General features: G+C 47.6%; 30 protein-coding genes and 1 riboswitch. Of the genes, 4 read left to right on the forward strand and 26 right to left on the reverse strand.

Annotated features, from left to right (window positions below):
* Positions 1 to 58: 58 nt before the first annotated feature.
* The 6 genes from MHI37_RS29300 to spoIIR form a co-directional block, all read right to left on the reverse strand.
* Positions 59 to 664, reverse strand: a complete 606-nt coding sequence (locus tag MHI37_RS29300; protein ID WP_076335513.1) for a TIGR01440 family protein — start codon at positions 662 to 664, stop codon at positions 59 to 61.
* A 42-nt stretch (positions 665 to 706) separates the two neighbouring features.
* Positions 707 to 1,150 carry a ribose 5-phosphate isomerase B gene (gene rpiB / locus MHI37_RS29305; protein ID WP_076335514.1) on the reverse strand — a complete coding sequence of 148 codons (444 nt, stop codon included), beginning with the start codon at positions 1,148 to 1,150 and terminating at the stop codon, positions 707 to 709.
* A 98-nt stretch (positions 1,151 to 1,248) separates the two neighbouring features.
* Positions 1,249 to 1,330: riboswitch (ZMP/ZTP riboswitch) on the reverse strand.
* A gap of 71 nt (positions 1,331 to 1,401) precedes the next feature.
* On the reverse strand, positions 1,402 to 1,980 hold the full coding sequence (locus MHI37_RS29310; RefSeq protein ID WP_076335515.1) for a low molecular weight protein arginine phosphatase: 579 nt from the start codon (positions 1,978 to 1,980) through the stop codon (positions 1,402 to 1,404).
* A gap of 137 nt (positions 1,981 to 2,117) precedes the next feature.
* Positions 2,118 to 2,663 (reverse strand): manganese efflux pump MntP family protein, encoded by a 546-nt coding sequence (locus MHI37_RS29315; RefSeq protein ID WP_076335667.1) that lies wholly within the window; start codon positions 2,661 to 2,663, stop codon positions 2,118 to 2,120.
* A 120-nt stretch (positions 2,664 to 2,783) separates the two neighbouring features.
* Entirely contained in the window at positions 2,784 to 3,845 is a 1,062-nt protein-coding gene (locus tag MHI37_RS29320) for an L-threonylcarbamoyladenylate synthase (RefSeq protein ID WP_076335516.1), read from the reverse strand.
* Positions 3,846 to 3,969: 124 nt separating this feature from the next.
* Positions 3,970 to 4,737, reverse strand: a complete 768-nt coding sequence (spoIIR, locus tag MHI37_RS29325; RefSeq protein WP_083676104.1) for a stage II sporulation protein R — start codon at positions 4,735 to 4,737, stop codon at positions 3,970 to 3,972.
* A gap of 189 nt (positions 4,738 to 4,926) precedes the next feature.
* On the opposite strand from spoIIR, the gene MHI37_RS29330 reads away from it, so the two are divergent.
* Positions 4,927 to 5,799, forward strand: coding sequence for an RNA polymerase sigma-70 factor (locus MHI37_RS29330; RefSeq protein ID WP_076335517.1), 873 nt, complete (start codon positions 4,927 to 4,929; stop codon positions 5,797 to 5,799).
* Positions 5,800 to 5,933: 134 nt separating this feature from the next.
* Positions 5,934 to 6,371 (forward strand): carboxymuconolactone decarboxylase family protein, encoded by a 438-nt coding sequence (locus tag MHI37_RS29335; RefSeq protein ID WP_076335518.1) that lies wholly within the window; start codon positions 5,934 to 5,936, stop codon positions 6,369 to 6,371.
* Between the two features lie 612 nt (positions 6,372 to 6,983).
* On the opposite strand, the gene prmC is transcribed toward MHI37_RS29335, so the two are convergent.
* From prmC to ychF, 3 genes are all read right to left on the reverse strand, one after another.
* Positions 6,984 to 7,961, reverse strand: a complete 978-nt coding sequence (prmC, locus tag MHI37_RS29340; protein WP_076335519.1) for a peptide chain release factor N(5)-glutamine methyltransferase — start codon at positions 7,959 to 7,961, stop codon at positions 6,984 to 6,986.
* Positions 7,962 to 8,098: 137 nt separating this feature from the next.
* Positions 8,099 to 9,169 carry a peptide chain release factor 1 gene (gene prfA, locus MHI37_RS29345; RefSeq protein ID WP_076335520.1) on the reverse strand — a complete coding sequence of 357 codons (1,071 nt, stop codon included), beginning with the start codon at positions 9,167 to 9,169 and terminating at the stop codon, positions 8,099 to 8,101.
* A gap of 167 nt (positions 9,170 to 9,336) precedes the next feature.
* A complete protein-coding gene (gene ychF, locus MHI37_RS29350; protein ID WP_076335521.1) occupies positions 9,337 to 10,437 on the reverse strand; it encodes a redox-regulated ATPase YchF in 1,101 nt (366 codons plus the stop codon).
* Positions 10,438 to 10,636: 199 nt separating this feature from the next.
* On the opposite strand from ychF, the gene MHI37_RS29355 reads away from it, so the two are divergent.
* Positions 10,637 to 10,780 (forward strand): hypothetical protein, encoded by a 144-nt coding sequence (locus MHI37_RS29355; RefSeq protein WP_179090157.1) that lies wholly within the window; start codon positions 10,637 to 10,639, stop codon positions 10,778 to 10,780.
* A gap of 83 nt (positions 10,781 to 10,863) precedes the next feature.
* Here the strand turns inward: MHI37_RS29355 and MHI37_RS29360 are convergent, their stop codons facing one another.
* From MHI37_RS29360 to MHI37_RS29390, 7 genes are all read right to left on the reverse strand, one after another.
* On the reverse strand, positions 10,864 to 13,245 hold the full coding sequence (locus tag MHI37_RS29360) for an S-layer homology domain-containing protein (protein WP_076335522.1): 2,382 nt from the start codon (positions 13,243 to 13,245) through the stop codon (positions 10,864 to 10,866).
* Between the two features lie 132 nt (positions 13,246 to 13,377).
* Complete coding sequence (locus tag MHI37_RS29365) at positions 13,378 to 14,646, reverse strand: phospholipid carrier-dependent glycosyltransferase (RefSeq protein ID WP_076335523.1); 1,269 nt, start codon at positions 14,644 to 14,646, stop codon at positions 13,378 to 13,380.
* A 32-nt stretch (positions 14,647 to 14,678) separates the two neighbouring features.
* Complete coding sequence (locus MHI37_RS29370) at positions 14,679 to 15,023, reverse strand: EamA family transporter (protein WP_076335524.1); 345 nt, start codon at positions 15,021 to 15,023, stop codon at positions 14,679 to 14,681.
* Positions 15,023 to 15,367, reverse strand: coding sequence for a DUF2304 domain-containing protein (locus tag MHI37_RS29375; RefSeq protein WP_076335525.1), 345 nt, complete (start codon positions 15,365 to 15,367; stop codon positions 15,023 to 15,025). The genes MHI37_RS29370 and MHI37_RS29375 overlap by 1 nt, the downstream gene beginning before the upstream one ends.
* 45 nt (positions 15,368 to 15,412) lie before the next feature.
* Positions 15,413 to 16,195: a glycosyltransferase family 2 protein gene (locus MHI37_RS29380; protein ID WP_256710039.1), complete on the reverse strand. Its 783-nt coding sequence runs from the start codon at positions 16,193 to 16,195 to the stop codon at positions 15,413 to 15,415.
* Positions 16,196 to 16,464: 269 nt separating this feature from the next.
* Positions 16,465 to 16,776 carry a thioredoxin gene (trxA, locus tag MHI37_RS29385; RefSeq protein WP_076335526.1) on the reverse strand — a complete coding sequence of 104 codons (312 nt, stop codon included), beginning with the start codon at positions 16,774 to 16,776 and terminating at the stop codon, positions 16,465 to 16,467.
* Between the two features lie 73 nt (positions 16,777 to 16,849).
* The gene (locus tag MHI37_RS29390) at positions 16,850 to 17,269 is read right to left on the reverse strand and encodes an Rrf2 family transcriptional regulator (protein ID WP_076335527.1); all 420 of its coding nucleotides are present in this window, start codon (positions 17,267 to 17,269) and stop codon (positions 16,850 to 16,852) included.
* Positions 17,270 to 17,558: 289 nt separating this feature from the next.
* Between MHI37_RS29390 and MHI37_RS29395 the strand changes: the two genes are divergently transcribed.
* The gene (locus MHI37_RS29395; RefSeq protein ID WP_076335528.1) at positions 17,559 to 17,768 is read left to right on the forward strand and encodes a hypothetical protein; all 210 of its coding nucleotides are present in this window, start codon (positions 17,559 to 17,561) and stop codon (positions 17,766 to 17,768) included.
* Between the two features lie 159 nt (positions 17,769 to 17,927).
* On the opposite strand, the gene MHI37_RS29400 is transcribed toward MHI37_RS29395, so the two are convergent.
* From MHI37_RS29400 to MHI37_RS29445, 10 genes are all read right to left on the reverse strand, one after another.
* Positions 17,928 to 18,245, reverse strand: coding sequence for a multidrug efflux SMR transporter (locus tag MHI37_RS29400; RefSeq protein ID WP_076335529.1), 318 nt, complete (start codon positions 18,243 to 18,245; stop codon positions 17,928 to 17,930).
* A gap of 1 nt (position 18,246) precedes the next feature.
* The gene (locus MHI37_RS29405; RefSeq protein ID WP_076335530.1) at positions 18,247 to 18,657 is read right to left on the reverse strand and encodes a multidrug efflux SMR transporter; all 411 of its coding nucleotides are present in this window, start codon (positions 18,655 to 18,657) and stop codon (positions 18,247 to 18,249) included.
* A 6-nt stretch (positions 18,658 to 18,663) separates the two neighbouring features.
* Positions 18,664 to 19,269: a TetR/AcrR family transcriptional regulator gene (locus MHI37_RS29410; RefSeq protein ID WP_076335531.1), complete on the reverse strand. Its 606-nt coding sequence runs from the start codon at positions 19,267 to 19,269 to the stop codon at positions 18,664 to 18,666.
* A 158-nt stretch (positions 19,270 to 19,427) separates the two neighbouring features.
* The gene (locus tag MHI37_RS29415) at positions 19,428 to 19,868 is read right to left on the reverse strand and encodes a hypothetical protein (RefSeq protein WP_076335532.1); all 441 of its coding nucleotides are present in this window, start codon (positions 19,866 to 19,868) and stop codon (positions 19,428 to 19,430) included.
* Positions 19,868 to 20,929, reverse strand: a complete 1,062-nt coding sequence (hisC, locus tag MHI37_RS29420; RefSeq protein ID WP_076335533.1) for a histidinol-phosphate transaminase — start codon at positions 20,927 to 20,929, stop codon at positions 19,868 to 19,870. The genes MHI37_RS29415 and hisC overlap by 1 nt, the downstream gene beginning before the upstream one ends.
* Before the next feature lie 79 nt (positions 20,930 to 21,008).
* Positions 21,009 to 21,461 carry a VanZ family protein gene (locus MHI37_RS29425; protein ID WP_076335534.1) on the reverse strand — a complete coding sequence of 151 codons (453 nt, stop codon included), beginning with the start codon at positions 21,459 to 21,461 and terminating at the stop codon, positions 21,009 to 21,011.
* Positions 21,462 to 22,175, reverse strand: coding sequence for a metallophosphoesterase family protein (locus tag MHI37_RS29430; RefSeq protein ID WP_076335535.1), 714 nt, complete (start codon positions 22,173 to 22,175; stop codon positions 21,462 to 21,464).
* Complete coding sequence (locus MHI37_RS29435; protein ID WP_076335536.1) at positions 22,172 to 22,678, reverse strand: GNAT family N-acetyltransferase; 507 nt, start codon at positions 22,676 to 22,678, stop codon at positions 22,172 to 22,174. The genes MHI37_RS29430 and MHI37_RS29435 overlap by 4 nt, the downstream gene beginning before the upstream one ends.
* Positions 22,679 to 22,848: 170 nt before the next feature.
* Positions 22,849 to 23,442 carry a molybdenum cofactor guanylyltransferase gene (locus MHI37_RS29440; protein WP_076335537.1) on the reverse strand — a complete coding sequence of 198 codons (594 nt, stop codon included), beginning with the start codon at positions 23,440 to 23,442 and terminating at the stop codon, positions 22,849 to 22,851.
* A gap of 78 nt (positions 23,443 to 23,520) precedes the next feature.
* Positions 23,521 to 25,194, reverse strand: coding sequence for a glutamine--tRNA ligase/YqeY domain fusion protein (locus MHI37_RS29445; protein WP_076335538.1), 1,674 nt, complete (start codon positions 25,192 to 25,194; stop codon positions 23,521 to 23,523).
* Positions 25,195 to 26,682 lie beyond the last annotated feature (1,488 nt).

Consider the following 26,682-nt stretch of genomic DNA (forward strand, 5'->3'; position numbering starts at 1 on the left):
AGAAAGCTTATATTTTCAATAAATACTTATAAAACTAATCATTAAGATTTAAACATCGTTATTCACATGAACCCGCAGATTGCTCTGCAGTAATATTCGTTTGCAGCTCGTAAACTGCGCGGGAACCGCCAATCAGCTTCGGCCTCGTGATCGCCATTGTCACATGAGCCTCGCCGATCCGGCGAACAGAAGGTCGAACGGGTACAGCAACCCGCTTCAAATGCATACCGATGAACGTATCTCCAATATCAATGCCCGCATGTGCTTGTACAGCCTCAACCAAGCAAGGAGACACCAGCTGACGATAGGCATAGGCTGCCATTGATCCGCCAGCCTTCGGAACAGGAACCGCACCTACGATCTCAAGTCCGTATCTCTCAGCGGCAGCACGCTCAATGACAAGAGCGCGATTCAAATGCTCGCAGCATTGATACATCGGCACGAAGCCAATTTCTCTGCGCACAGCATCCACGCCTGCATAAATTTGTGCAGCTGCATCGGTTGTTCCAGCTGTACCAATGTGATGCCCCAGCACCTCGCTGGTGCTTACTCCTATGACAAGCAGCTGATTTTCAGCAATGCTGCCTGCAGCTGCAAGCTCTCGAACAATCGTTTCTACCTGCTTTGCAATGACTCCAAGCTGTACGTTGCCATTTTCACTCATTGCGACGGCCTCCTGCTTAGGTATGGCATAGGTATGGACAATCTATTGCTCTTCAATTTGATTTACTTTATTTACTCTGGCAACATGACGCTCGCCGCCCGAGAACGGTGTTTCGAGCCAAATACGAATAATTTCCAAAGCGACTCCTGGACCAATAACGCGTTCTCCAAGTGCTAATACATTCGTATCATTATGCTCGCGAGTTGCTTTTGCAGAGAACATGTCATTCACTAGTGCACAGCGGATACCCCGTACTTTGTTGGCAGCAATCGACATGCCAATTCCTGTGCCGCAAATCAGTATACCGCGTTCTGCTTTGCTGCTCGTTACAAGGTCACATACGGGCAATGCATAATCTGGGTAATCAACGGATTGATCGCAGCTGCAGCCAACATCCTCGACCTCATGACCGAGCGATAAAAGAAAAGGTACGACCTCATCCTTCAAGCGGTAGCCTGCATGATCGGCACCAATGGCAATTTTCAACGTAAAAGACCTCCTTCGAAATAACACATTACAGTGCTAGTATACCTATTTTTGCAGAAAAAGACGAAAAAAGAGCATGACATGCTAATTAGCATGCTGCTCTTTGCCCAGGCGACCGGCCGTATGTTCCGATGCTCCACCGTGGTTAACCCACTTCCGTCGCCAGTTACATCGGAAACCGTATATTATTCTTTTATAATAGCCGAAGTCTTTCAAAAAATCAATCTTTATCGACATAGGCACTCGTGTATTTATCTTCTTGTCAGCTTGTCCAAAAGCTTCACCAGCGCGGCTTCGATTTCGTGTGCGCTGCTGTCATAAATAGACTGTGAGCCCCCGAACGGATCAACGATATCGAAGCTTGGAATACGCTGCTCCAGCTCAAGCAAACGGCTTCGCTCGGATGCTGACAGCTTCTGACCCAGCGCCTGCTTCATGTGAAGCTCCGAATAAAGCTGCTCCAGCTCCTCAATATCGGCAAGCACCTTTGCATCCATATTCGAATATTCCTTAAGTGTATAGGCCTTGTCCACCGCTTCCGGATACCATTGCAGCAGCCCTCGCTTATGATTGGACGTCATCGTCAAAATAAGGTCAGCCCAGCTAACGGCCTCACTTGTCAATGCTAATGAGGTGCTTTTATGCTCAATTTCCCGCTGCCTAAGCGCCTCTGCCGCATGCGACGAGACTGGCAGGCCATCAATGGTCGATATGCCAGCTGAGCGCACAGCAATAGTAACGCCCCTCAAAGCAGCCATTCGGCGAAGCATGGCTTCAGCCATTGGTGAGCGGCATGTATTGCCGGTACAAATAAATAAGATACGTTTCACACTGCCAACCCCTTTTCCACCCTCATATTTTCCTATATTTCAAGGTGAAACGGCTGTCGCCGTCCTTATGGCGGTGGCGCGTTTCATTCCGGAGAAATATAGAGAAAGTATGACGGAATGATATACTTTCCTATATTTCAAAAAATAAATAATATGCCAAAAACAAACAGAACCCCTCCGCCAATGGCTTCGCCATATTCGCCAAGGTTGCCGCTTACCTTTCGCCCGAGCAGCAAGCCAAGCACCGACATAAGTCCGCCAAGCAAGCCAATCAGCAATACCGTCACCCACATATTAGCCGAAAACATTCCAAGTGTAATACCTACCGAGAAGGAATCAATACTGACGCTAAGGGAGAGCACAAGCAAGCCCCACAACGATTGATGATCAAACGATTTTACTTCCTCCCCGCGCAGCGAGCTGTAAATCATATGCCCACCGAGCAGAACCAGCAAGATACCTGCCGCTGTCGTCGCTACTTCTCCAAGCAAGCTGCCTACGTACTGTCCGGTATATATCCCAGCTAGCGGCATGAACACATGGAACAAGGCAATAACGACTCCCAGCTTCAAAACATCCAACAAGCGTATGCCCTTCAGACCAATGCCGAGTCCAAGCGAAAATGCATCAAGTCCCAGAGCCAACGCTATAATGAGCAGCGTCAAAAACTGCCCTGCCTGCATATGTGCATCTACCACAGCCGATCTCCCCCATGTCCGCGCATAGTCTATATCCAACATATGCGGGATTAGGGACAAACATACTACTGATCATACAAGCTGTACTGCTGCGCAAAAAGCTGCTTATACGCGAATGATTCGATGACCGGCTGCTTTAACCAGCCGATTCATTAAAGCTGCGCCAATTCCATCCTCCTCGCAGCCTTCCGCCCATATCCGCTGCACACCTGCGCCATCAAATACTCGCAATGCAGCATACAGCCTCTGAGCAGCGGCATCAAGCTCCGCTTCGCTGCCCAAAGATAATAGACGATCCGCATCAAAGCTTCCAAGTCGCTCATCAAAGGCGAGAACGCCCGTTACCTCGCCGCGTGCTCTCGCCGCTGCAACCTGCTCTTGAATATAGAAGACAACTGCACCCGCCTCCCCCCGCACAAGCTCCAGCTCCCCCTGCGGAGCGTAATGCGTATATTTCATCCCCGGAGAACGAGGCGCAGACTCAGGCTCCGCTTCATTTGCGCTATCGATGCTTACATCCGGCACCGCCTGCTGCAGCGCTTCACGTGTAATTCCTCCCGGGCGCAATATACGTATCGCGTCAAGGCCAGTAAGTTCGATGACAGTTGATTCCAAGCCAACTCCCGTCTGCCCATCATCAACAACTCCGTCTATCCTGCCGTCTAAATCCTCTAGAACATGCTCTGCCAAAGTAGGGCTCGGTCTTCCCGAGCGATTGGCGCTCGGAGCTGCAATCGGACAGCCGGCTTGCGCAAGCAGAGCAAGCGCTGTTCTATGATCCGGTATTCGAATGCCTACGGTCGGCAATCCGGCGGTCACAAGCGGCGAGAGCGCCCCTGTCCGTACAGGAAGCACAATCGTAAGCGGACCCGGCCAAAAATGCTCCATAAGCACTTTCGCGAGCGGCGGATACGGAAGCACAAGCTCGTCCAATTGCTCGCGTGCCGCAATATGGACGATAAGCGGGTTGTCCGATGGACGGCCCTTTGCCGTAAATATCCGCTCAACGGCAGCCGTGCTCCTCGCATCCGCGCCAAGACCATAGACCGTCTCCGTCGGAAATGCGATAAGTCCGCCTTCTCTTAGCTGGCGAGCAGCCTCTGTGAGCTGAGTACTTAACTGCTCATCCGCTGCCTTCTTCACATGCCATATTTTAGTTATCGTCATCTCTATCATTCAATCCTTGCTATATAATTAAATTGTCCATTCTTTCGCTATTATAGCATATGCGTCCGTAAACGAGCAGAAACGACAGCCGCCCCTTCATAACTGAAGCTGCAGCTGCCGTTTCTTATGAAAATAACGATTTAATCCAGTCGATCAAGGACTTAAGCATTTCCCAGAGAAAAAACTTTGCTTCCGGTGCTTCTCCGCCAGGTGCCGCATCCTCTTTGGAAGCTTGCAGCGCGGTGGCTTTCTCCACAGCTGGATCTGCCTTCACCACTGCTGCCGATTGCACCGTATCCCCTGCGGGAGCCGCGGATGCCTCGCCACTCACAGCATCAATGAAGCATAACGGAGGAAATAGCACGCACCACCAATTTTGCCCGCCGCCTTCGCCCAAGGTAATAAGCAGCGACTCATAATCACCGGCTGGATAAACCTGATCGCCGTACATTTTCGTCGGGAATGGCACCATCCCAAGCTCTGCGGAAAAGTCATAGCTAAACCCGCGGCTCTCCAACACCTTTGCCGTAATGCGTTCAATTTCAGCCATATTTGCGATAATGCTTTGACGGGCTTCCTCGATCGTTTGAGGACCGGTAACCCAGCTATTCATCGCTTTAACGATCTCATCCCGCACAAGGCGTTTTACCACTTGATCCGCGGGATTATCGGAATTTGCTAATATACGAAGGCGGATAGCCTCCTGCGGAATATGACTGCTCGCGACAGCAGCGTCCATTTGCTGGGATTCCCAGCTCATAATTAAGAGAATAAGTGCAAAAATGATAAATCCATATGAGTTGCGATAAGCAAGCCGGTTGGAACGTTTGGAATGAGAATGAGTTGTTTTTGTAACATTAGAATAGGAATGAATCGAATAATTGCTGGACATACACACAAGCCCCTCTCGTCGCACCCGTCAGTGCGTCTGCTTGCGTCCCGGAACGTATCTATCCGTCATTATGTCCAGCAGCTCTACTATATAAACCTACTAATCTATCTTTTTTCCAAAAGTGATTACGGTATAATAACAGCCATAAGCTTAATCTTATATTTTTAAGAGAGAAGGACGGATCATTTGATGAGTTTCGAGAGCATGTATACGACATATCGACCGCTGCTCCATTCCATTGCCTATCGTATGCTCGGCTCGCTCAGCGAGGCCGAGGATTTAGTTCAGGACGTATTTGCCGACTATAGCGGACTAGACACCTCTAATATCAGCAACGAAAAAGCGTATTTAGTCCGAATGGTCACTAATCGATCCCTTACTGCCCTGCAATCGGCACGCAAGCGGCGAGAGGTATACGTCGGTCATTGGCTGCCCGAGCCGGATATTGCTTCTGCCGAGCAGGACCCTGCTCAGCTTTATGCAGCGCATGAAGAGCTTTCTTATGGACTGCTTGTCATGATGGAAAAGCTGTCAGCCGCCGAGAGAGCTGTCTTCATTCTTAGAGAGTCGCTTCAGTACGACTACACGGAAATTGCGGAATGCCTGCAGCTAAAAGAGGCCAATTGCCGTAAAATTTTCAGCAGAGCTAAAGGGAAGCTTCAGCTCGAGCGGAATAAGCTTCCTGCAAACTCGGTAAAGGCCGCACCGCTTGTTGCCGCCTTTATGGAGGCTGCAGCCTCAGGCGATTTCGATAAATTGATTGCTCTTTTGACGGAAGAGGCTATTCTGGTCGCTGATGGCGGAGGTAAAGTGCATGCTGCCATCTTCGCGATCACTAGCAGAGCCCGCGTGATCGCTTTTCTACAGGGAGTAATAAGGAGAAGCTTCCTGGGGGACGGCCACCAATTTGCTGTCATTAACGGACAAGCTGGCCTCATCATTATGAGCGATAATAAGCCAAAAAGCGTGATCAGCTTCCAGCTGAATGAGCATGAGCAGAAGCTCGAGCGAATTTTCGTCTTGTTGAATCCGGACAAGCTGGTTCATGTCGGACTTCTATAGGCTATTTGGTGAGAAGTTAAAACTTCCACGCATTGTCTGTCACAATCTCGGGCTATACTTTGTCTTAGATGATGAAGGAACTTAAGGCAGCCTGAAGAGGCCGCTTAATCAGATAACAGAGGAGATTGAAGAGGATGACACAAAGAACCGCAATAGCGAAAGAATTGCCCGCTGCCTATCAGGCCATGACTGGATTGGAAAAATATTTGGAAACGACCAGCATCGACAAGCAGCTAAGAGAGCTAATTAAAATTCGCGCATCACAAATCAACGGCTGTGCTTTTTGTATCAATATGCATACCAAGGATGCAAGAGCGCTTGGCGAAACCGAACAGCGGATTTATGCTTTGAGCGCTTGGCGCGACACGCCGTACTTCACGCCTGCCGAGCGGGCAGTGCTTGCGTTGACGGAATCGGTAACCATCATTACAAAGGAGCATGTGCCGGATGCCGTCTACGATGAAGCAGCCCGTTATTTCGACAGCAAGCAGATCGGTGAAATCATCATGTGCATCATCACCATCAATGCTTGGAACCGGATCGCGATCAGTACGAATATGATGCCGGAGTAACGGCAATCAGCTGCAACCGCGACGCTAAAGAATGATCTTTTCGCGCAGCGTCCAATACGTAAATTTCTAGTTCGACTTATCTAGTTGGATTGGTTCATTTATGAAATAGCGCAATAGGACGAGGCTGCGTTGCACTTTGTACAACGTAATCGACGTTACTCGCCTGACTCGACCACGAACACTGCAGTTTGTGCAATAGAATGCCTAGTCTAGAGCGATATTTGTTGATTTGGAGCTAATTCTACTGCAGAATTACATTGTAGCCGTCTGAAACAGCTCTCATGTGAGGTTTCTATTGTACGAAGTGCAGTGTAGGCTGCTTCCCCTTAAACTAGCGAGGACTTTAGTGCATGGTATAGCAAATTTAAGGTCGTACGCAGCTAATAATGCTGCAAATCTAGTTGGAGATTCCTATGGAAATTAACCAAGGTGAAACGGCTGCCGCCTTCCTTATGGCGGTGGCGCGTTTCATTCCGGAGAAATATAGATATCGTATGGTGAAATGATATACTCCCCTATATTTCAAGAAAAGAACCTTAGGCCGCTAAAGTGGCCTAAGGTTCTTTTCTCTGGCAATACGATAGGATGACACTGTGACAGGTTATATTATTCTTAGGCGCGCTGCGACTGAATTGCTATCACATGTCGCTCGATGCCGGCGTAATCGCTAATGATTCGGATATCATCCCAGTGGCCCATAGCACGCATCATATCTGCCACAATACGCGGCTGGCCCATGCCAAGCTCGAAGGCGACAATACGCGGGATTTGCAAGAGCAGCGGAAGCTGCTCCAGCATGCGGCGGTACGGATCGAGTCCGTCCGCTCCGCCCTCCAGCGCGAGATGCGGCTCATAGTCGCGAACTTCGCGCTGCAAGCCCTTCATATCCGCCGCGGGTATATACGGCGGATTGGATACCAGCACGTCTATGCGCAGCATGTCGTGCGATAGCTTGCACTGCTCATGCCCAGGTATGAAGGGCATGAGCAGGTCGCCCTGCGCGAACGCGACGCGGTCCGCCGCTTCATGGCGGGCCACGTTCGCGCGGGCGACTGTCAGCGCATCCGGCGATAGATCGGATGCGCTGACGCGCCACGCGGGACGCTGCGCAGCTAGCGTGACGGCGATGGCGCCGCTGCCTGTGCCGACGTCAACGATCGTCGGCGCTTCACTCGCTCTTGCGACTGCGCTCACGGACTCGCTCGCCGCGGAAGGCCAGAGCAAATCAGCCGCTTCTAGCACGGCCTCTACGAGCAGCTCCGTCTCGGGTCGCGGAATAAGCACCGCTGGCGATACCGCAAAGGGGCGGCTATAGAACCATTGCTCGCCAATCATATATTGCACCGGCTCCCCCAGCGCCTTCCGGCGCACAAGCTCCTCCCATTCAGCCAGCTTAGCCTCCGGGAAGGGATCGCCTCCATCGCGCAGCAGCGCTGCACGGTCAATATGGAGCAGATGCATAAGCAGCAGCTCGGCGTTATTGCGCGGCTCCTCCACGGCTTCCTCCTTGAGCAGAGAAACGGCACGCATACTCGCCTCGCGAATCGTTAGCGGCAGCGTAAACCACGAGCCGCCCTTCATATTATTCATTCCTTCAACGCTCCTTCTTCTTGTACCAGCTTCCGTGCCTGCTATTCATCGCTTGCAGGCAGCTATTCAAGATGTCAAAACAAAACGCCGGATCAACTGTATGCTTATTCTAAGCATACAACGATCCAGCGTCAGTATTAAGCCATTTCACGTTCCATTAGATCCGCTTGCTCCGCAATCGTCAGCGACGAAATAACATCAGCCAGATCCCCGTTCATAACGGAATCGAGCTTATGCAGCGTCAATCCAATCCGATGATCCGTTACACGGCTTTGCGGGAAATTGTACGTACGGATACGCTCGCTTCGGTCTCCCGTTCCAACCTTGCTCTTGCGCTCGCCTGCATATTTCGCTTCTTCCTCTTGACGGCGTACGTCGGAAATACGTGCACGAAGCACTGCCAGTGCCTTCGCCTTGTTCTCATTCTGCGATTTTCCATCCTGACAGGTCGCCATAATTCCCGTAGGAACATGCAATACGCGTACCGCGGATTTCGTTGTATTAACGGATTGACCGCCCGCTCCGCTTGAGCAGAACGTATCCACACGAATATCCTTGTCAAAAATCTCAATATCTACCTCTTCAACCTCAGGCATAACCGCTACCGTAGATGTCGATGTATGAATACGACCGCCCGATTCCGTTACTGGAATACGCTGTACGCGATGAGCGCCGCTTTCGAATTTCATCTTGCTGTAAGCACCTTTGCCCGTAATCATAAAAATAACCTCTTTGAAGCCTCCAAGGTCATTCTCGCTGAAATCCATCAGCTCCACGCGCCAGCCTTGCGTATCAGCAAACTTCGTATACATGCGATACAGCTCGTAAGCGAACAAAGCTGCTTCATCTCCGCCAGCAGCGCCGCGAATTTCAACAATAACGTTCTTGTCGTCATTCGGGTCCTTAGGCAGCAATACGATGCGAATTTTCTCATCAAGCTCAGCTTGCCGCTGGCTTAACTCGTCAATTTCCATCTTAACCATTTCACGCATTTCGTCATCGAGCTTCTCCGCCTGCATAATCTTGGCATCATCTAGCTGCTCGGTCACTTGTTTATATTCCGTAAAGGCATCATAGGCCTCTTGTAAATCAGACTGCTCCTTGGAAAGCTCTCTAAGCCGCTTGGGATCACTGGATACATCTGGATCACACAATAGCTCACTCAACTTTTCATACCGGTCTGCGAGTGCTTGTAAACGGTCAAACACGATCATTCACCTCTGTTTATTCCATTAGGATAATGTTCATTATAGCATATTTACGGGTTTGTATCGACTGCTGGTTTTGATTTACAGCACGCTTGCAGGCCCAAATTTCCAAAAAGACCCTGCAAGCGCCAATCAGCACTTACAGGGCCATATTATTCCCAACTTTTCTATACGTTAAAACGGAAGTGAATAACGTCGCCATCACGCACGACATATTCCTTGCCCTCTAAACGAACCTGACCCTTCTCGCGAGCCGCTACCATTGAGCCTGCTGCTGACAGGTCCGTAAAGGACACAACCTCAGCACGAATGAAGCCGCGCTCGAAATCAGTATGAATTACGCCTGCTGCTTGCGGAGCTTTCGTTCCGCTGCGGATTGTCCAAGCACGCACCTCTTGCACGCCTGCCGTAAAGTAAGTGTACAATCCAAGCAGCTTGTATGCAGAGCTGATCAAGCGATTAAGGCCAGACTCCGACATGCCTAGCTCCTCGAGGAACATATCTTTATCCTCGCCTTCAAGCTCAGCGATTTCCGCTTCAACCTTCGCGCTGATCGGCACAACGTCAGCACCCTCAGCCTGCGCAAACTCACGTACCTTTTGCACATACTCATTGCCATCTGAATTGGAAACCTCTTCTTCACTTACATTCGCAGCATACAATACCGTCTTCATCGTCAGCAAATGCAGATCGCGAACGAGCAGCTTCTCATCGTCGCTCAGCTCTACGCTGCGCGCCGGCATATCGTTATACAACGCTTCCTTGATGCGCTCAAGCACTTCAATCTCTTGGGCAACCTTCTTATCTCCGCCCTTAAGGTTTTTGCGGGAGCGTTCAATCTTCTTATCGACCGAATCGATATCAGCCAAAATAAGCTCCAAATTAATCGTTTGAATATCGCTGATCGGATCTACTTTACCAGATACATGCGTAATATTATCATCCTGGAAGCAGCGAACTACATGAACGATTGCATCTACCTCACGGATATGCGCGAGAAACTTGTTGCCAAGCCCTTCGCCCTTGCTTGCGCCCGCTACAAGACCGGCAATATCAACAAATTCAAAAGCGGTAGGCACGATGCTCTTAGGCACCACTAGCTCAACCAGCCTATTCAGACGCTCGTCCGGCACTTCAACAACACCAACGTTAGGATCTATTGTACAAAAAGGGTAATTGGCAGATTCTGCCCCTGCTTGTGTAATTGCGTTAAACAATGTCGACTTGCCTACGTTCGGCAGACCTACAATACCAGCTTTCAATGCCATGCGATAAGACACCCCTATTTTCCCGAAAGTAAACAACTCCAGCTATTATACCCCAGCGGCACCTACATTGAAAGTACTAACCGCTAACCGAATGATCGAATGAATCCTTCAGATGCGGAAATACTACGATAACGCTGGCTCTTCGCAGCCGGCTCAGAAGCAAGATTTTCTGAAAAATAGAGGAAGAGGAGGTGTATACATGGAAAATCAGACGCATAAAGGAAATTACAAAGGCACGACTCACATGAAAGCCAAAAATCAAGATATGGCCTTCGTCAACGATACGATTGAGGACTCCAAATCAGTAACCAACTTTACGTCCAAAAAGAAAAAGTCAGATTAGCTATTGTTCCTATATTTCAAAGAAAGGCGTGGACGAGGCCGGCTCTTCGCCGACCCCATCCACGCCCTTTTAAACCTATTCGCCTATAATCGAAGAGGTGCCTCCTGCAGCTCCGCACGCGATTGCAAATAACGGAAGAATGCGACCGATGCTTCGCCGCGCGTCACCTGCTTCTTAGGTAAAAACTTATTATCCGTTAAGCTCATAATTTTCAAGCCGACAACAATCGCAGCCTGCCCTTGATTCTCGATTTGCGATGAGTCTTTAAAGGAGGCTTTAAAAATATGATCATAATTGGCAAGTGCATTATAGCCTAGCGCCCGCACAATCAGCTCAGCCATTTCATCGCGTGACACTTTACCGCTTGGGTTAAAGGAGCCATCGCCTACATCAATGAGGTTTTGCTCAAGCGCGCTTTCGACATAAACGAAATAGCTAGAATCCGTTGCAACATCGTTAAAGGAGGCTTTGGCCGCCGTAGCGGTATTACCAAACATCAGGCCTGGAGACCGTCCGCTGCTTCTCGCAAGCACCAGCATTTTGATCAGCTCGCCGCGAGTAACCAGCTCATTCGGGCGTACCTTGCCATCTTTGACATCCAGTGCTTTATAGGCGACCATCAGCTCCAGCTGCCGCTGTGCCCAGTGCCCCTCGATATCCTGTGCTTTCGGCTTCTCAAGCTGCGTTGCCTCGCCTGTCTCCCGATTGCTCCAGCCGCCAGTCACCGCGTCAAGATACACGGATTCATCAATCAGCCTCGGCACCAAGCGGTAGACGAGTTCTGCCTCTGTAGTCGTCTCCACCTCGTCGCCTCTAATTTCTCCGGATGCGAGAAGCAGTTTATATTTTTCAATCGGGATTGGCTGGCCGTTCCACTCAAACTGCTGCACAAGGCGATACGTTAGCTGCGTACGATAGTAATTGAGCCAGCTGTCGACAGCCTGCTCCTTCTTGATCACAGCAGGTGCCTCAGCAGGGTATTCAAAGCTAGAGAGATATGCATCGTAATTCACGATTTCCCCCGTTACCGAATGAATAGCTACGCTAATACTGTCATAATCGACTGCGGCGCCATGAACTTTATGCACGAAGTTGAAATAGTATTGACGATTTCCCCTCGCACTCATATCTTCATATTGCTTAGGATCTGGCTTTACCAAATACAGCTCATGTGTGAGCCATGGCAAATGCTTCTTAACCGCGTCTTCTGCAGCGGCCGTTGCCTTCTCCAGCGAGATTAAAGAATCTGTAGCATTCACCTGTTCATTGTACGCATACGTATAGAAATTACGAACAGCACCTGTCCGTCCATCAACAGAAGCTGATGCTGAGCCAAGCTCTTTGCCATCCTTGCTGATCGTCCAGTTCAAATACCAATAGGCTTCAATCGTGCCCGTGCCCTCATTTTGATTTTCACTATAATTCGAGCCGTTTAGCACTGCTCCCTCAGGAAGCTTGAACGCAGACCTCACCACAGCCTCGGCTTGCTTCTCCGTAATCGCATTTGCCTTTGGCAGCTCGCCTAAAGGCTTCTCTGTTAATGGATTCTCAGAAACGGTCCCTGATCTAAAATAAGAACTGTCTGATTCCCCCTTAAGCTCGCCAGTAACGGCATCAATAGCAATCGGCTGAAGCTCGTAGCTTAACACCGGATTTTTCTTGCCCTGCATATTATAAGGGACAATGTAGGAAAGCTTAGGCGTCGCCGCCTCTCTCAGCTTCGTATTCGCTTCTTCTGCCGTCAGCTTCGTTTCTATCTTCGGAAAGCTGATGGTATCGTCCCATTGAAGCGAATATCTCTGTATGTTTCCTTCGCTGTCAATCTGAAGTTCTATATAGTTGTCAACATAGGGGATACCCTGAACCACTCGATCATAGCGCAAGGAGTGTACGACCGCGCCCGACAGAGGCGGCAGCAGCTGCACACCGTAATCTGGATTATATTGAATTTGTTCCTTGTAATCAGCAGCTATCTTCTGAATAAACTTTATTGCAATTTGCTGTGCTCCATCTCGCTCAACCTTCAAAGGATAGGTGGGCTTAGCCGTTGTGTTGTCCGTATACGAGCTAAACTCAAGCAGCTGTCCGGTATCCGCATGAATTCGAACATAAATGCTGCCCAAATGCTTGCCGTTAACCTTCTTCACGAAGTCCAGACCCCAAGCATTACGTTTTCCGCTTGCCAGCATTTCCATAGATAGATTAGCTCCTTGAAGGACATACTCCTTCGGAATGCTAACATATTGCCTTGCCAGCGCCTGTGCTTTCTCCTTCGTTATCGCTGCATCTACCGGAGTATCAAAAACCTCATCCATCTTTACCCCTCCTGATGACGATACCGCCTCTGCTGCTTTCGTTACCACATTTTTGTTAACGCTTTCGGCAAATGCCGAAGCAGGCAATACGCTCATTAGCATAGCCGCCGACAGCATGACCGCTAGCTTCTTACGGTTATTATTCTTCAACGCTTCACCCTCCAATGCTTTTCCATATAATTCATAAAGTATGACGCGATATACAGTCCAGAAGTTGCAACAAAAGCAAAAAAAAGACTGCTCCTTACTTAAAGGAGTCAGTCTTGCTTCTTGAAGCAGAGATTATGATCGTGCGCTTCTCTTCCTTGCCACAAAAGCCCACAATTTCTGCAAAATATAAACGCCGAGCCACGTCGACAAAATAATAATCAAAGGCATAACGGTAAAATTATAACGATACTCCGGTACGAACACGAGTCTGATCATCGTCATAAAAATGATAACCGCCGCAAGCATCGCTCCCGTATGTCTCCATCTCCAAATCAGCGCAAACAGCGGAATAATGGCACTGTAAATGATGAATAGATGCAGATAAGCTACATTAGGATAAGCTTTATAAATCGGTGAATGCCCCGAGCCAAAGAACATATGGGTATATGTATATTTGAGCTTGCCAACCGTATACCATTTCACGTATTTCCAAGTCTGCTGCGTAAAGCCCGCCTTAATGCGCGCCCAAGCATATTCATCTTGAGACATGTCGCCTTGAACGACGATTTTGTCTGTATAGTCTTTATCCGGATAAGTACCTGCTTTAAATGGGTTGGACTGAGAAGCCGTCATCACAAATTCATTGAGAGAAACGACATTCCGAACCCACCATGGAAGCATGACTGCTGAAAGGCTTAGACCCGTAATAATACCAAGCAATGCGACCTTCTTAAAAACAGCAAACTTCGATATTTGTCTAATCTTCTGCTCCGATTTGGGCCTAAACCATTGCTGCAGTAAAAACAACCCATACAACGGAACAAATAGCGGCAAAAATTCGGCTCTGACAAGTACAGTAATGCCTAATAAAACACCCGCCAGTGCAGCATCACGCTTACGCTGCGTTTGAAAGGCATAGAGCTGCATCGCTAAGTAACCCATAAGAAAGAATAAAGCGAGCGTTTCAGTAAGAACAGCTCCATTCGTCCAAATAAACGGATGATAAATTGCTGAGACAAAAAGCGCTATGATCGCAACCCATTTGCTTCTAGTCGCCAGCATAGCTATCAAATAAATTAAAACCAAGGTAGCTAAGCTGAACAGAACCTGCACCCACCTTATAAGCGGAAACGGTTCAACGCCCAGTGGATCGGCGATCAGATACATAGCGGTCATGAATAACGGGTAACCCGGTGTTACCCTCGCATTAGGTATCTCTTCCTTATAAGCGTATACACCTGTGTCAAGCAGTCGATTCACCATCTCATCATAATACTTCGTATCATGCGAAATCGTATGCTTAACAGAGGTAAGAAAATCAGCTCTCAGCCAAAAGGCCAGCAGAAAAATAAGGACGATCGCTATCGTCCATGCTTTGTTTTTTTTAACCCATTCCACCACGTTCGTTAATCCCCCCTCATACTAGCAGCCGCTTATTTCCATGCCAGTACGATGACGCCAGTCAAAATAATGGCAGCCCCGATCCAGCGCTGGAGCGGAACTGATTCATGAAAAATGAAAACTGCTGCTACTAAAGCAATAACATAAGCAAGACTTTGAAGCGGATAAGCCAAGCTAAGCGGCAGCTTCTTAAGTACATACAGCCACAACACGGTTGCTATTCCATACAATACTAGCCCCGACCATATATGCGGCGACCAGAGCAAAGTGATCCAAGAATCGCCCTTAGCCGTATCAAGCTTGTTCATCCCAGCTTTCCACAGCAGCTGTCCGGATACGAGCAGCAAAATATTAAAGAACAATACAATATATGCCATTAGGAATCCGACCTTTTTCGTTCATGTAATTCGTGGTGCAAAATACCAAGCTCTTGGGTAAGCCGGATAACCTTCTCCGATAATTTGGAAACAATGACTGTAAGATGAAGAATCAACATAATGCAAAACAAAATACCGACTAAAAACAACAAAGCCGGTGCATAATTAATGCCTATCGCATGTGCCAGCGTATCAATAATTTGAACGCGCACAGACAGAATCAACATTACAACTCCAAATAACAGCCAGAGCATGGAGTACTGCTCTCTCAGCAATCTACGGTTAATCAACATAATCAGCACGAACAGAAATCCTACACTTGTGATAATCCACAAGGCTTGCATGGTGTATCCTCCTTAAAGTTATGCTTCTTGAGCATTAGCCTTGCGTTACGATTGAACCTCGACCGGCTTCGTCGCCTTTAAGCTCCGAATAAACAGCGCCAACGTAACCTTAATCATATAATATACCGAACGCACTGCATTTATTGATGACTTGCCGCCCGTTCGAGCGTCCATGATCACAGCAACCTCGCTCGTACGCAGTCCGCTGCGATGGATCAGCACAATGGAATCCACCTCAGGGTAGTCCGTGGCATAATCGCTTTGGAAAACAGATATTGCACGTTTGTTGGCAGCTCGGAAACCCGATGTTACATCTAAGACACGCTTATGTGTCATCGCGCTAACAATTGTAGACAATATTTTGATTCCTGCTCTTCTTGAAGCAGAGGAGAGGAAGCCAGTTTGTTCAATAAAACGTGATCCAATCGCCAAATCCGCTGTGCCGCTAAGCACAGGAGCCAATATAAGATGAAGCTGCTCTGCTTTATGCTGTCCGTCTCCATCCACTTGAACGGCCACATCATAGCCATAGCGATGAGCATAACGATACCCGGTCTGCATAGCGCCGCCAATTCCCAGATTGGTTGGAAGAGTAATAACTGATGCGCCATTCGCTTCAGCAACCTCGCGAGTACGGTCCTTAGAGCCGTCATTAATGACTAATATATGAGCAGCCGGACAATGTGTCTTCACATCCTGAATCACGTGGCTAATACTGAGCTCTTCATTATAAGCCGGAATAATGATCAGTATTTTCGAAGATGTCAAACCTTGCCGCAGGGACTCTCCCGTTATCTTGCTGTCCTTTTTCGTAATGACTGCGTTCACTTCATCACCACTCCATAAATCATAGTTGGGCACGCCGATGCGCACAATTATATCAATTCTACTTGATTAGTCTATCAGAATGCAATAAAAATGATTGTGAAATTGTGTAAAAAATGTACAAAAACCACGGATATGAGATGAATTTTTTTCCTAAACTAGCATTTTATATCTAGTAAATGAGAGGATTTCATGAAAAAAAATACCGCCTGGCGATCAGCTTTAGCTGGTACCAGACGATATTTAGACGTTCATTCACATGAAAAGGTTGCTTACATTTGACCAGAGATTTTTGCTTTCAATGCGTCTTTGCTTTGTACGCCCACCATTTTGTCAACGGGTTGACCGTCTTTGAACAAAATAAGGGTAGGAATACTCATGACGCCGAATTGGGAAGCGAGTTCTGGCTGCTCATCCACGTTGATTTTTGCAATTACAGCTTGGCCTTCCAGCTCTGTAGCAAGCTCCTCAACGATCGGAAGCTGCATTTTGCAAGGTCCGCACCATGGTGCCCAGAAATCTACAAGGGAAACGCCGCTTTGAATGCTCTCGGTAAAGTTTTCTTTTGTCAATGCTACTGCCATGTCAATCATCCTCTCCAAACTATGTGTATGATTAAGGGATTACCCGTCTCACCGCTTATTGAAACACCATCAGCTAATCGCATGCGTGAATTTTCTTCAACACATCTTGAATGGTAATCGCTTGAAAATGGTTCTCCAGCTGCTTCTCCGCTGTACAGAATATACCGAACATAACTTGCGTCATATTCGAGCCTACGACACAATCCATTTCTGGATTGCCTGAGCACCAGCTTGGAATAAGCGAGCCTTGTGCCATCACCCGATAAATATCGGCTAGTGTTACAACATTTGGATCAATCGTCAGCCTATAGCCTCCGCCTGAGCCTTCACGTGTATCCACGTATCCGCTGCGGCGCAAGCCACTCATCACCTTCCGAATACGTGCAGAATGTGTGCCAACATTCTCGGCAATCATATCGCTGCTCGCCATTCTCTCTGGCAAATAAGCCAAGTAAACGAGACTGTGTACGGCAATCGTAAATTCGCTGTTCACTGTTACGAGCCTCCCTGCTTTGTACTGTAATTTTATCAGTTACAGTTACATTTGTCAATAGCCGGGTTGCCTGATTCCTTCTTTAGCATACAGCTGTGTCCATGGAGTTATTCTCCATCAAAATTTGGATGAAAGCCCTAAAGTATTTTTTCGTACATTGTCATGATTGAGCGCTCATGTTGAATAAATATGAATAGTGTACTCTCATTCGAGTTCGTCGTACAACATTGTAAGTCACAGGCTTCCTAAACTAGTTTTACTTTGTAAAACTTTAAGGAGGTGATGCATAATGGCATTATTTTGGAATCGATGGCTACCCGTGCGAACAGAAGGAGGCACTAGATCGGAATTAATTGACCGATTGCAGGCCCATTTCAAAGCAAATGGCTTGAAAACCAAAGTTACCATTGAAGGCAATTCCTTGAAAAGGATTCATGTGCTTAAAAAGGACGCCGAACTTGCCAAGGTATTGCTCGATGCCTTTGATGAGGAGCACTAAACAGATGACGGCACAGCTTCTGTACGATTCTAAGCTATGCCAAGCAGCAGGCTGCCGAAGGGCAGCCTGCTGCTATAGTGTCTGATTAGGACGAGCGTCCAGTCATAGAGGAGTGCCTTATCCAGCGATAGCCCTTGCGAACACTGTCAGCATTCAAAATCACCCGCTAACGACTTTTAATCCAATAACTCCAGAAATAATCATAGTTAAGAATAACATTTTCCGCCAGTCCCGAGACTCGCCAAATATGAACATACCTAGAAGCACGCTGCCAATTGAGCCTATTCCTGTCCATATTCCATAGGCAGTACTAATGGGTATGGTTTGAAGAGCTTTAGATAAGAAGTAAAAGCTAACAAATCCTGCGCCAATTGCGCCTACCGTACCCTTCCAACGCTTAAAGCCGTCGGAGAGCTTCATAAAAGTAACGCCGCCGACCTCGCCTAAGCCGGAAATAATCAAGAAAACCCAAGCCATATTACGTACCCACCTTTTCACGATCTTTGTTGTCTATAACTGCCGTTTCGATTGAAGACGACTCCTGAGCCTGCGCTTCCGCAGCCAGCGGCTTTTCCTTGGAGACCAGCTTGAGTCCAACAATGCCTCCAACTAACAAAGCGATAAAAAACAAACGCCAAAAATCTGCTGGCTCATGCAGCACAAGTATGCCGGCGATTACCGTACCTACCGTACCAATACCTGTAAACATAGCATAGGCCACGCCTATTTCAATGGTACGCATCGCACGAGCAAACAACATAAAGCTGGCTGCCAGCAGTACTATCGTAATGAGACTCGGCACAAGCAGCGTAAAGCCCTCCGAGTATTTCAGCCCGAACGTCCAGCCAACCTCTAGAAAGCCTGCTAAAAGTAAAAATATCCATTGCATTCTCGTTCAATCCTCTCTCGCTGTCATCGTCCAAAGCTGCCATAATGATTTCCAGGTCATTTGCTTCCTTTTCTCAAACAGCTCTTCCTCATATAATTGGTTTTCAACCAGCATTCCATCGACACATACGTAAAAGGAGGCAATCAAACGTTCCTCCTCCTGACCGTTAAACAGCCCCGCACTTGCTCCTTTGTGCAGCACATCAGCGATACCCTCCGTCAGTTCTTCCTCGTAGCGCATTAAATCCTGCCGCAGCTGGTCACGCAAATGCCGAGGGGGAACTAATATCGTCCGCTTCAAAAAAGCCTGGCCGGTCGTCATATGATTTAAGTCGGTAAAAAAAACAAACAGTCGATAAAGCTGCTGTTCACTGGATACGAACTCAATGTCACGAAGCAGCTTAAAATATTGCTCTCGTTCCTCTTCGATCACTTCTTGAATGAGCTGTAGAAACAGCTGCTCCTTCGATTTATAATGCGCATAAATGGATGGCGTCTTGATGCCAACCGCTTTGGCAATTTCTGATAAGGACGCTCCCTCATAGCCAGACTCCGTAAACATCGTTAATGCCGCCTGCTTAATGCGTTCTGCTGTAGAAGGCTCTGTAGTCAAGCTTCATCCCTCCTATTCCATCTATCCGTTCCCTTGCCTAACGAACGTTAGTTTAACGAAATTGTAAAACGAATACCGTCAAAAGTCAACAGGTAAACACCCCATAATAAAAAGCCATGCGCTCTCCTATTCTAAAGAGGAGCAGCCGCATGGCTTACTTATTCGTTCTTTTTCGCTCGATTATATTTGTCATACAGCATCCAGCAGCCATTCACAAGCATGCCTAATCCAATGCCTAACACAATAACAAGGATATTCAAAATTAGAAAATAGACGAGCAGCAGTCCAAAGTCCGCGTTGTTGTCAGACTGGGGGAGCACTTTGCTGAGCACAAATGCTAGAAGAACGCTAAACGGAATCCAGAACAAGAAAATGAAAGCTGGGAAGTACCAATGCCGATTCCGGAATAGCTTCACAATTGGCAGGGCAAACGCAATAATCATAATCGCGCAGATGATATAGCTCCGCTTTATAACTCCACTGTTAAAGTATGCAGCATACAAAAACAAATTGCCCGCTCCCGCATAGATCGCACTGAGCAGAAGTACCCGCTTCATCGATCGTCTGAACAGCATTTGATCCTTCTCGTGCTCTGCCATTACACGCCTACAATCTCATGAAGCGCTGCAATAAAAGCATCCATCTCTTCATCCGTTCCGATGCTCACCCGCAAATAGTTATCGATCCGAGGCTGATTGAAATAGCGAACCAGCACACCTTTATCACGCAGCTGCTGGAATATTTCCTTAGCTTCAATCTCTTTATGTGAGATAAAAACAAAGTTGGCCTTTGAATCGGTAGCCTTAAAACCCATTTCGAGAAGCTGCTCCGTCACACGCTCACGTGTAGCGATAACCTTCGCCGTCGTCTCATGGAAATAAGCATCGTCCTCAAGCGAAGCAACAGCACCAGCCAAAGCGAGTCGATCAAGCGTATAGGAATTGAATGAGTTTTTGATGCGATTCAATCCATCAATCAACTCCTCGCTGCCGAATGCAAAGCCTACGCGCAGGCCTGCCAAGGAACGGGACTTCGAGAGCGTCTGAACGACGAGCAGGTTCGGATAGTCTTTAATCAGCTCAATAGCCGACTGTCCTCCAAAATCGATGTACGCCTCGTCGATAATGACTGCCTGATCGGGATGGCTGGCAAGCAAGGTGCGAATCTCATCAAGCGAGAGCAATTGAGCCGTTGGCGCATTCGGATTCGGAATGATGATTCCGCCATTATCCGAATGGAAAGCTTCCACATGTACGCGAAACTGCTCGTCGAGCGCTATAAGCTCAGCACTTAAACCATAGAGCTTCGCATACACCTTATAGAAGCTGTATGTAATATCCGGAAACAACAGTTTTTTTGCCGGATCAAAAAAAGCAGCAAACGCAAATGCCAATATTTCATCAGAACCGTTGCCAACAAATACCTGCTCTTCTGGCAAACCATAATAGGCCGCTGCTGCCCTCACAAGCACCTCGCAGGTAGGATCGGGATAAAGACGCAAATCTTCGTTAGTCGCCCCCACAATCGCAGCAATCGCCTTAGGAGAAGGCGGATAAGGATTTTCATTCGTATTCAGCTTAATATACACTTTGTCCTTCGGCTGTTCGCCAGGCACGTAAGGAACGAGCGAAGCGGTCAGTGGACTCCAAAATTTACTCAATGTCTACTCTTCCTTTCATGATCGGCATTTCAAACGCCAGCTTTAGTTTAACATGCGCCATTCAGCAGCCCTATTCAAGTCAGACAGGACGGACAGCAGCCCTTAACATGAGTAAGCCAATTAACGCTCCAAACGTATTTAGAATAATATCGTCAATATCGAAGCTGCCTAGACGTGTAACCATCTGAGCAGCCTCGACAATGGTAATCAACATAATGGTTGCAGCAGTAAGCCGCAGCACGCTTCTGTACTTTTTATTTAGCAGCGGCAAGAAAACACCGATCGGTATGAACAGAACGACGTTGCCGAATAAATTTTTGAACCAAGTTTCAAAATTAAAATGATCGTAATGAATGATATACTTCTTAATGGTATAAAACGGTACGATATTGTAGCTGTACCCTTCGCCAAAATAACGGTTGCGATAAAATAATAGCCAACCCATAATAAGCGCATAACCAAAGGCGATGATAATAATAAGTGCATTAAGCAGAAAGCTTTTGAAATGAGCATTTGGGTACAGGCGCATCATTCACAGCCTCCAAGGCACAGAATAAACCTTAAACTCGTCAGCTCCTGAAATGGCTAATCCGTTTAGCTGATGACCTGTGGAGCATCCTCCGTCAATGCCAATTTTTCCAGAACCGAACCAAACGTCCGGTTTTCCATGAATGTCTATCGTTTTGGTATGGCCAAAAACAACCGTTTTGCTCACATTTGTCGGTCTGCTAAGAAAGGGCTGCTTGATGTAGAGAAAGTCTCTATGGGGCTGCTCCTTCCAGTTCAAATAATTCGGATTGAGACCTGCGTGCACATAAATAAAATGCTCGTCCTCATGATAATAAGGCAGTTGATCCAGAAATGTCATATGATGTGTATAACGCTCGTGAACAGCTGTTTTGGCACGCTCAATAACGTCCTCAATTGCCCCTTGTTTAACGCCTGCATAGCTCTCTGCGGTCTGCCTTCCTCCGTGCCCAGAGAACTTCATTAGCGCCTGCTCGCTTCGCTCCAGCATCACATCCACAAGCCGTTCATCATGATTGCCTTGAATGGCAATCGCACCCTCTGCTTGAACCAACTGGTAAACCTGCTCCACCACTTCTCTGCTTCGCGGCCCGCGATCAACAAAATCGCCAAGCAGCAGCAATTGATCCTCTCCAGGACAATAATTCATAAGCGCGAGAAGATCATTAAACGGTGTGTAACAGCCATGAATGTCACTAATAACCAACGTCCTCTTCATACGCGTCTCCCCGAGATCACAAGATCTCTTTCTACTCCGTCTAGATTCGCTACCTTTGGCAAATGCCCCCATGTCTCAAAGCCATACTTATGGAGCAAAGCCAGGCTCGGCTTATTATGCCCAAACACGAAGCCAAGCAGCGTGGTGAGCCCTAAACGCGGACTCTCTTCTATCGCCTTTTGCAGCAAGGCTGCCCCAAGTCCAAGCTTGCGAAATTGCTCCGCTATATAAATGCTTATTTCAGCTGTTGCCTGATATGCCGGCCTGCCATAAAACGATTGAAAGCTGAACCATGCCGCAATTTCACCATTTGTACGCAATACCCATAAAGGCCGGTGGTCTGCAGAATGCTCGTCAAACCAAGCCCTCTTGCTCTCTACCGTTGCAGGTTCTAAATCCGCTGTTACCATTCTACTTGAAATCGTTGAGTTGTAAATGTCGACAATACGCTCCAGATCGCTCAGCTGCGCATCAACAATTTCATAAGTAAGCTGTCTGGACATGTATGCCACCTCTTCCCTTCTATGACTAAGCTTTATCGTATTTGAAAATAGATCCCAACTAACTTTGTCAAATTATATCACAAGACCGATTGTTTGAGCATTCAAAAAAAATAGCCCGCCGAGCAAAATGCTCAGCGGACTGCCATGAATGAAGAGCCTGAAACTGCGTTCTATTTTGCAGCATATTTGTTATAATCCTCGGGTGTATTCAGGTTTGCAAACACCGCTGAAGAAACGTCAGCCGCCAGCTTCACCTGCACAGAAAATAATCTTTGGAGCAATCGCTGAAGACGGTAATCCTGTTCGTTAAGCGCAGCTTCGATTTGTGTTATTGCTCCTGTATGGTAAAGCGCATGAAACGGCTGGCCCGCGACATGGATAACCTCTGCCCCGCTGTCCATATGCGCCGTCAGCTGCCCTAGCACTTCCTCCGACACATTCGGCATATCACAGGCCATGACGAATAGGTAACCATCCACTCTCCCTAGCAAGCCTGCATGCAGTCCGGATAACGGTCCGCAATCTGGATACAAATCCGCCGCGAAACGAACTGAATTCTCTAGCTCGCCTAGGCATTGCCTATAAATCGTCTCCTGCTGCTTTGTTCCGACGGATATGATTACCTCCTGTGTAAGTCTCGATAGCTGCTTCACTAGCCGGTACAGTAGTGGCTTGCCGTCAATGTGCAGCAGCGCTTTATCCGTCCCCATTCTCGTGCTCCGTCCCCCAGCAAGAATCAGACCTGCGACCTTATGCTGCTCCACTTCAATCCCGCCTCTCTTATATAGAAGAAAGCCCGCCGAGAAATGGATGCTCGGCAGGCTTCTGTGCTTCAAATTGGTCTATGCTTTCGATGGGTCAAATGAGCTTTTGAGTGAAACGATGCGGTTAAATGCCAGCTTCTCTGCTGTCGTATCCTTCGGATCAACATTAAAGTAGCCGTGACGGAAAAATTGGAATTTGTCACCGCCAGCCGCTTCCTTCATATTCGGCTCAACGAAACCTTTCAGCACTTCAATGGAATTCGGATTGATGCATTCTAGGAACGGCTTGCCTTCCTCTTCTGCCTCACTCGTAATGAGCGGCTCGAACAAGCGGAAATCCGCAGCGACCGCCTGAGTGGCATCCACCCAGTGAATGGTGCCTTTCACTTTACGTTCATTAAAGCCTGAGCCGCTCTTCGTTCTCACATCATAAGTACAATGCAGTTCTATCACATTGCCTTCTGAATCCTTGATTACATCTTGACAGGTAATGAAGTATGCATGCTTGAGACGCACTTCATTGCCGGGGAAGAGACGGAAATATTTGTTCGGAGGATTTTCCATAAAATCATCCTGTTCAATGTAGATCTCGCGTGAAAACGGAATTTGGCGAATGCCCATCGCTTCGTTTTCTGCATTGTTTTCTGCATCCAGCAGCTCCGTTTCGCCTTCTGGATAGTTCGTAATGATCACCTTAAGCGGACGCAATACAGCCATTGTACGAAGTGCCTTGAGCTTCAAATCTTCTCTAATGAAGTGCTCCAGATTGCGCTCGTCAACAAGACTGTTGCTCTTGGAGACACCAATCTCTCGACAGAACGCGCGAATCGCTTCAGGGGTATAGCCCTTGCGGCGCAAGCCGCTAATCGTCGGCATACGAGGATCATCCCAGCCGTCTACAGCAGCTTCATCTACCAATTGCTTCAGCTTCCGCTTGCTCATGACCGTGTTCGTCACGTTCAGACGAGCAAATTCGTATTGGCGCGGCGCAGCTTCCATCTCGCATTCCGCAACGGTCCAATCATACAGCGGACGGTGGTCCTCAAACTCAAGCGTACAGATAGAATGCGTGATGCCTTCAATTGCATCGCTTAGCGGATGCGCATAGTCATACATCGGATAGATGCACCAGGCATCGCCTGTGCGATGATGATGCGCATGGGCAATGCGGTACAGCACCGGATCGCGCAAAGTAATGTTAGGGGAAGCCATATCAATTTTGGCGCGCAGCACACGCTCGCCGTCCTTAAACTCACCAGCACGCATACGATTGAACAAGTCAAGGTTTTCCTCCACGCTGCGATTCCGATAAGGACTCTCCTTGCCTGGCTCGGTTAACGTGCCGCGATACTCGCGCATTTGCTCAGCTGTCAAATCACACACATACGCTTTGCCCTTCTTGATCAGCAGTACCGCACGGTTGTACAGCTCTTCAAAATAATCGGATGCAAAATGAAGCTCATCCCATTCAAAGCCGAGCCAGCGGACATCCTCTTGAATCGATTCCACGTACTCTGTATCCTCTTTGACCGGATTCGTATCATCAAAGCGCAAATTGGTTTTGCCCTTGAATTCATCAGCGAGCTCAAAGTTTAGACAAATAGACTTGGCATGACCAATATGCAAATAGCCGTTCGGCTCCGGTGGAAAACGAGTAACAATTTGCTGCACATGGCCGCTCTTCAAATCTTCGTTTACAATGTTTTTAATGAAATTAGAGGATGAGGGCTTGTTCTCTACTGCATTATCCATCTGCGACCAACCTTTCCCACGGAAAATATTTATCCTCCTATAATACACAAAATCCCGGCAAATTATAATACTCCCCCTAATTCTCTCGGTCAAAGACTACTAACTCGGAAACTAAATGAAGCATGACAGCAACTACGGGAGACCGATGTCATCCGATCAGCTGTTAGCTTACAATGCACTTTCTGCAATAGATTCGATGTAACTTGGCCAGCCGCTAACCTACACTGCTCTTTCTGCAGTAGTTTACCTATTTTTCGGGGGAAATCGTCCATTAGAAGCTACTCCTGTTGCAAAACTACAATATAGCTGCCCAAATCGGCTCTCATGTCAGGTTTCCACCCTGTAAATGTGTAGGATAGCCTACTCTCTCTAAGTCTATTGCAACGCCTATAGTTCTCCATACTTCAGTAGCTGTTAGAATGATTAAATCATGCTACTTTACCGCCTTGCCTCAGCTTACTCCACACTCGATACTTCCCCCAAATCCCCCGTCTCCTACTCCTAACGCCGAAGCTATCCTGCACTTTTGCAGTAACTTCGTGCTAATTGAGGTGCTCGAGCAAGCTATCCTGTACGCACGCATTATAGCTCGCCGTTTCAGCCCATTTCCAGCCATCTTGTATCTATTCTCGGGAGCTATCCTGCTAATGTGCAGGATAGCTCCCGAGAAACAGTAAAAAGAGCACTCTACCCTGCAAATGTGCAGGATAGCCTACTTTCTCTAAGTCTATTGCAACGCCTATAGTTCTCCATATCACATCATTTTATAACTAATTACACACTTCACTTTTCATTCATCTCCCCCTACTCCCACAAACCGATTTTATCCACACCCAGAAATATCTATCTTTATTTTTTTGTATATAAAACCTCTTTTTATGTTTATAAAAAACGTTATAAAACCCACTATAAACAGATAAATATCTTATATGTTTCATAATAATTTGCACAAAAACAACTTGTTATATAAAATGATGATGTCTAAAAACCACCCTCGCCGATCACCATACAATATAAAAAAACGGACAGATCCAGTTTCCTGTTTCTGTCCATTATCACCCTCGAAATAGAAAATCGTTTTTTCCGATTTCTGAGTAAAACGATAAGCAGCATGCCAATGAAGAGGCAGCATATTGCGTATTATAGCCTGCACCTTGCATATTGACTGCATCGACGCATTGCAGTGCATGCCGGAGCCTCGCGATTCTGACGCCATACTCCGATCGAGTTTCGAGCTTCAACGCACGAGAGCCGCAGTATGCTGCTGCCAGCACAGCCATTATGACGCAGTGCAACGCTCCCTTTATTAAGTAGGCCTGCCCATTCTTCACTTCCGAACGTGCTTAATCAACATTTCCTTAAGCGGAGCACGATTTCACTCGAAGCTTGTCTGCAAAACACAGTCAGCTCACTCCCAAACGCCATACTCAGCCGTAAAACGACTAAAACAGCCAATAATTGGGCTTTTTTTCGCCGGGAAGCCGCATC

It is taken from the genome of Paenibacillus sp. FSL H8-0548 (assembly GCF_038630985.1).
GTDB lineage: Bacteria > Bacillota > Bacilli > Paenibacillales > Paenibacillaceae > Pristimantibacillus.

Excerpts from the sequence above, each read along its gene's own strand:
- MHI37_RS29300 (WP_076335513.1), bottom strand. The coding sequence starts at position 664 with ATGAGTGAAAATGGCAACGTACAGCTTGGAGTCATTGCAAAGCAGGTA.
- MHI37_RS29315 (WP_076335667.1), bottom strand. The coding sequence starts at position 2,663 with ATGCAGGCAGGGCAGTTTTTGACGCTGCTCATTATAGCGTTGGCTCTG.
- MHI37_RS29320 (WP_076335516.1), bottom strand. The coding sequence starts at position 3,845 with ATGACGATAACTAAAATATGGCATGTGAAGAAGGCAGCGGATGAGCAG.
- spoIIR (WP_083676104.1), bottom strand. The coding sequence starts at position 4,737 with ATGTCCAGCAATTATTCGATTCATTCCTATTCTAATGTTACAAAAACA.
- MHI37_RS29330 (WP_076335517.1), top strand. The coding sequence starts at position 4,927 with ATGAGTTTCGAGAGCATGTATACGACATATCGACCGCTGCTCCATTCC.
- MHI37_RS29335 (WP_076335518.1), top strand. The coding sequence starts at position 5,934 with ATGACACAAAGAACCGCAATAGCGAAAGAATTGCCCGCTGCCTATCAG.
- prmC (WP_076335519.1), bottom strand. The coding sequence starts at position 7,961 with ATGAATAATATGAAGGGCGGCTCGTGGTTTACGCTGCCGCTAACGATT.
- ychF (WP_076335521.1), bottom strand. The coding sequence starts at position 10,437 with ATGGCATTGAAAGCTGGTATTGTAGGTCTGCCGAACGTAGGCAAGTCG.
- MHI37_RS29355 (WP_179090157.1), top strand. The coding sequence starts at position 10,637 with ATGGAAAATCAGACGCATAAAGGAAATTACAAAGGCACGACTCACATG.
- MHI37_RS29370 (WP_076335524.1), bottom strand. The coding sequence starts at position 15,023 with ATGGCATATATTGTATTGTTCTTTAATATTTTGCTGCTCGTATCCGGA.
- MHI37_RS29375 (WP_076335525.1), bottom strand. The coding sequence starts at position 15,367 with ATGCAAGCCTTGTGGATTATCACAAGTGTAGGATTTCTGTTCGTGCTG.
- trxA (WP_076335526.1), bottom strand. The coding sequence starts at position 16,776 with ATGGCAGTAGCATTGACAAAAGAAAACTTTACCGAGAGCATTCAAAGC.
- MHI37_RS29395 (WP_076335528.1), top strand. The coding sequence starts at position 17,559 with ATGGCATTATTTTGGAATCGATGGCTACCCGTGCGAACAGAAGGAGGC.
- MHI37_RS29400 (WP_076335529.1), bottom strand. The coding sequence starts at position 18,245 with ATGGCTTGGGTTTTCTTGATTATTTCCGGCTTAGGCGAGGTCGGCGGC.
- MHI37_RS29405 (WP_076335530.1), bottom strand. The coding sequence starts at position 18,657 with ATGCAATGGATATTTTTACTTTTAGCAGGCTTTCTAGAGGTTGGCTGG.
- MHI37_RS29415 (WP_076335532.1), bottom strand. The coding sequence starts at position 19,868 with ATGGCAGAGCACGAGAAGGATCAAATGCTGTTCAGACGATCGATGAAG.
- MHI37_RS29425 (WP_076335534.1), bottom strand. The coding sequence starts at position 21,461 with ATGATGCGCCTGTACCCAAATGCTCATTTCAAAAGCTTTCTGCTTAAT.
- MHI37_RS29430 (WP_076335535.1), bottom strand. The coding sequence starts at position 22,175 with ATGAAGAGGACGTTGGTTATTAGTGACATTCATGGCTGTTACACACCG.
- MHI37_RS29435 (WP_076335536.1), bottom strand. The coding sequence starts at position 22,678 with ATGTCCAGACAGCTTACTTATGAAATTGTTGATGCGCAGCTGAGCGAT.
- MHI37_RS29445 (WP_076335538.1), bottom strand. The coding sequence starts at position 25,194 with ATGGATAATGCAGTAGAGAACAAGCCCTCATCCTCTAATTTCATTAAA.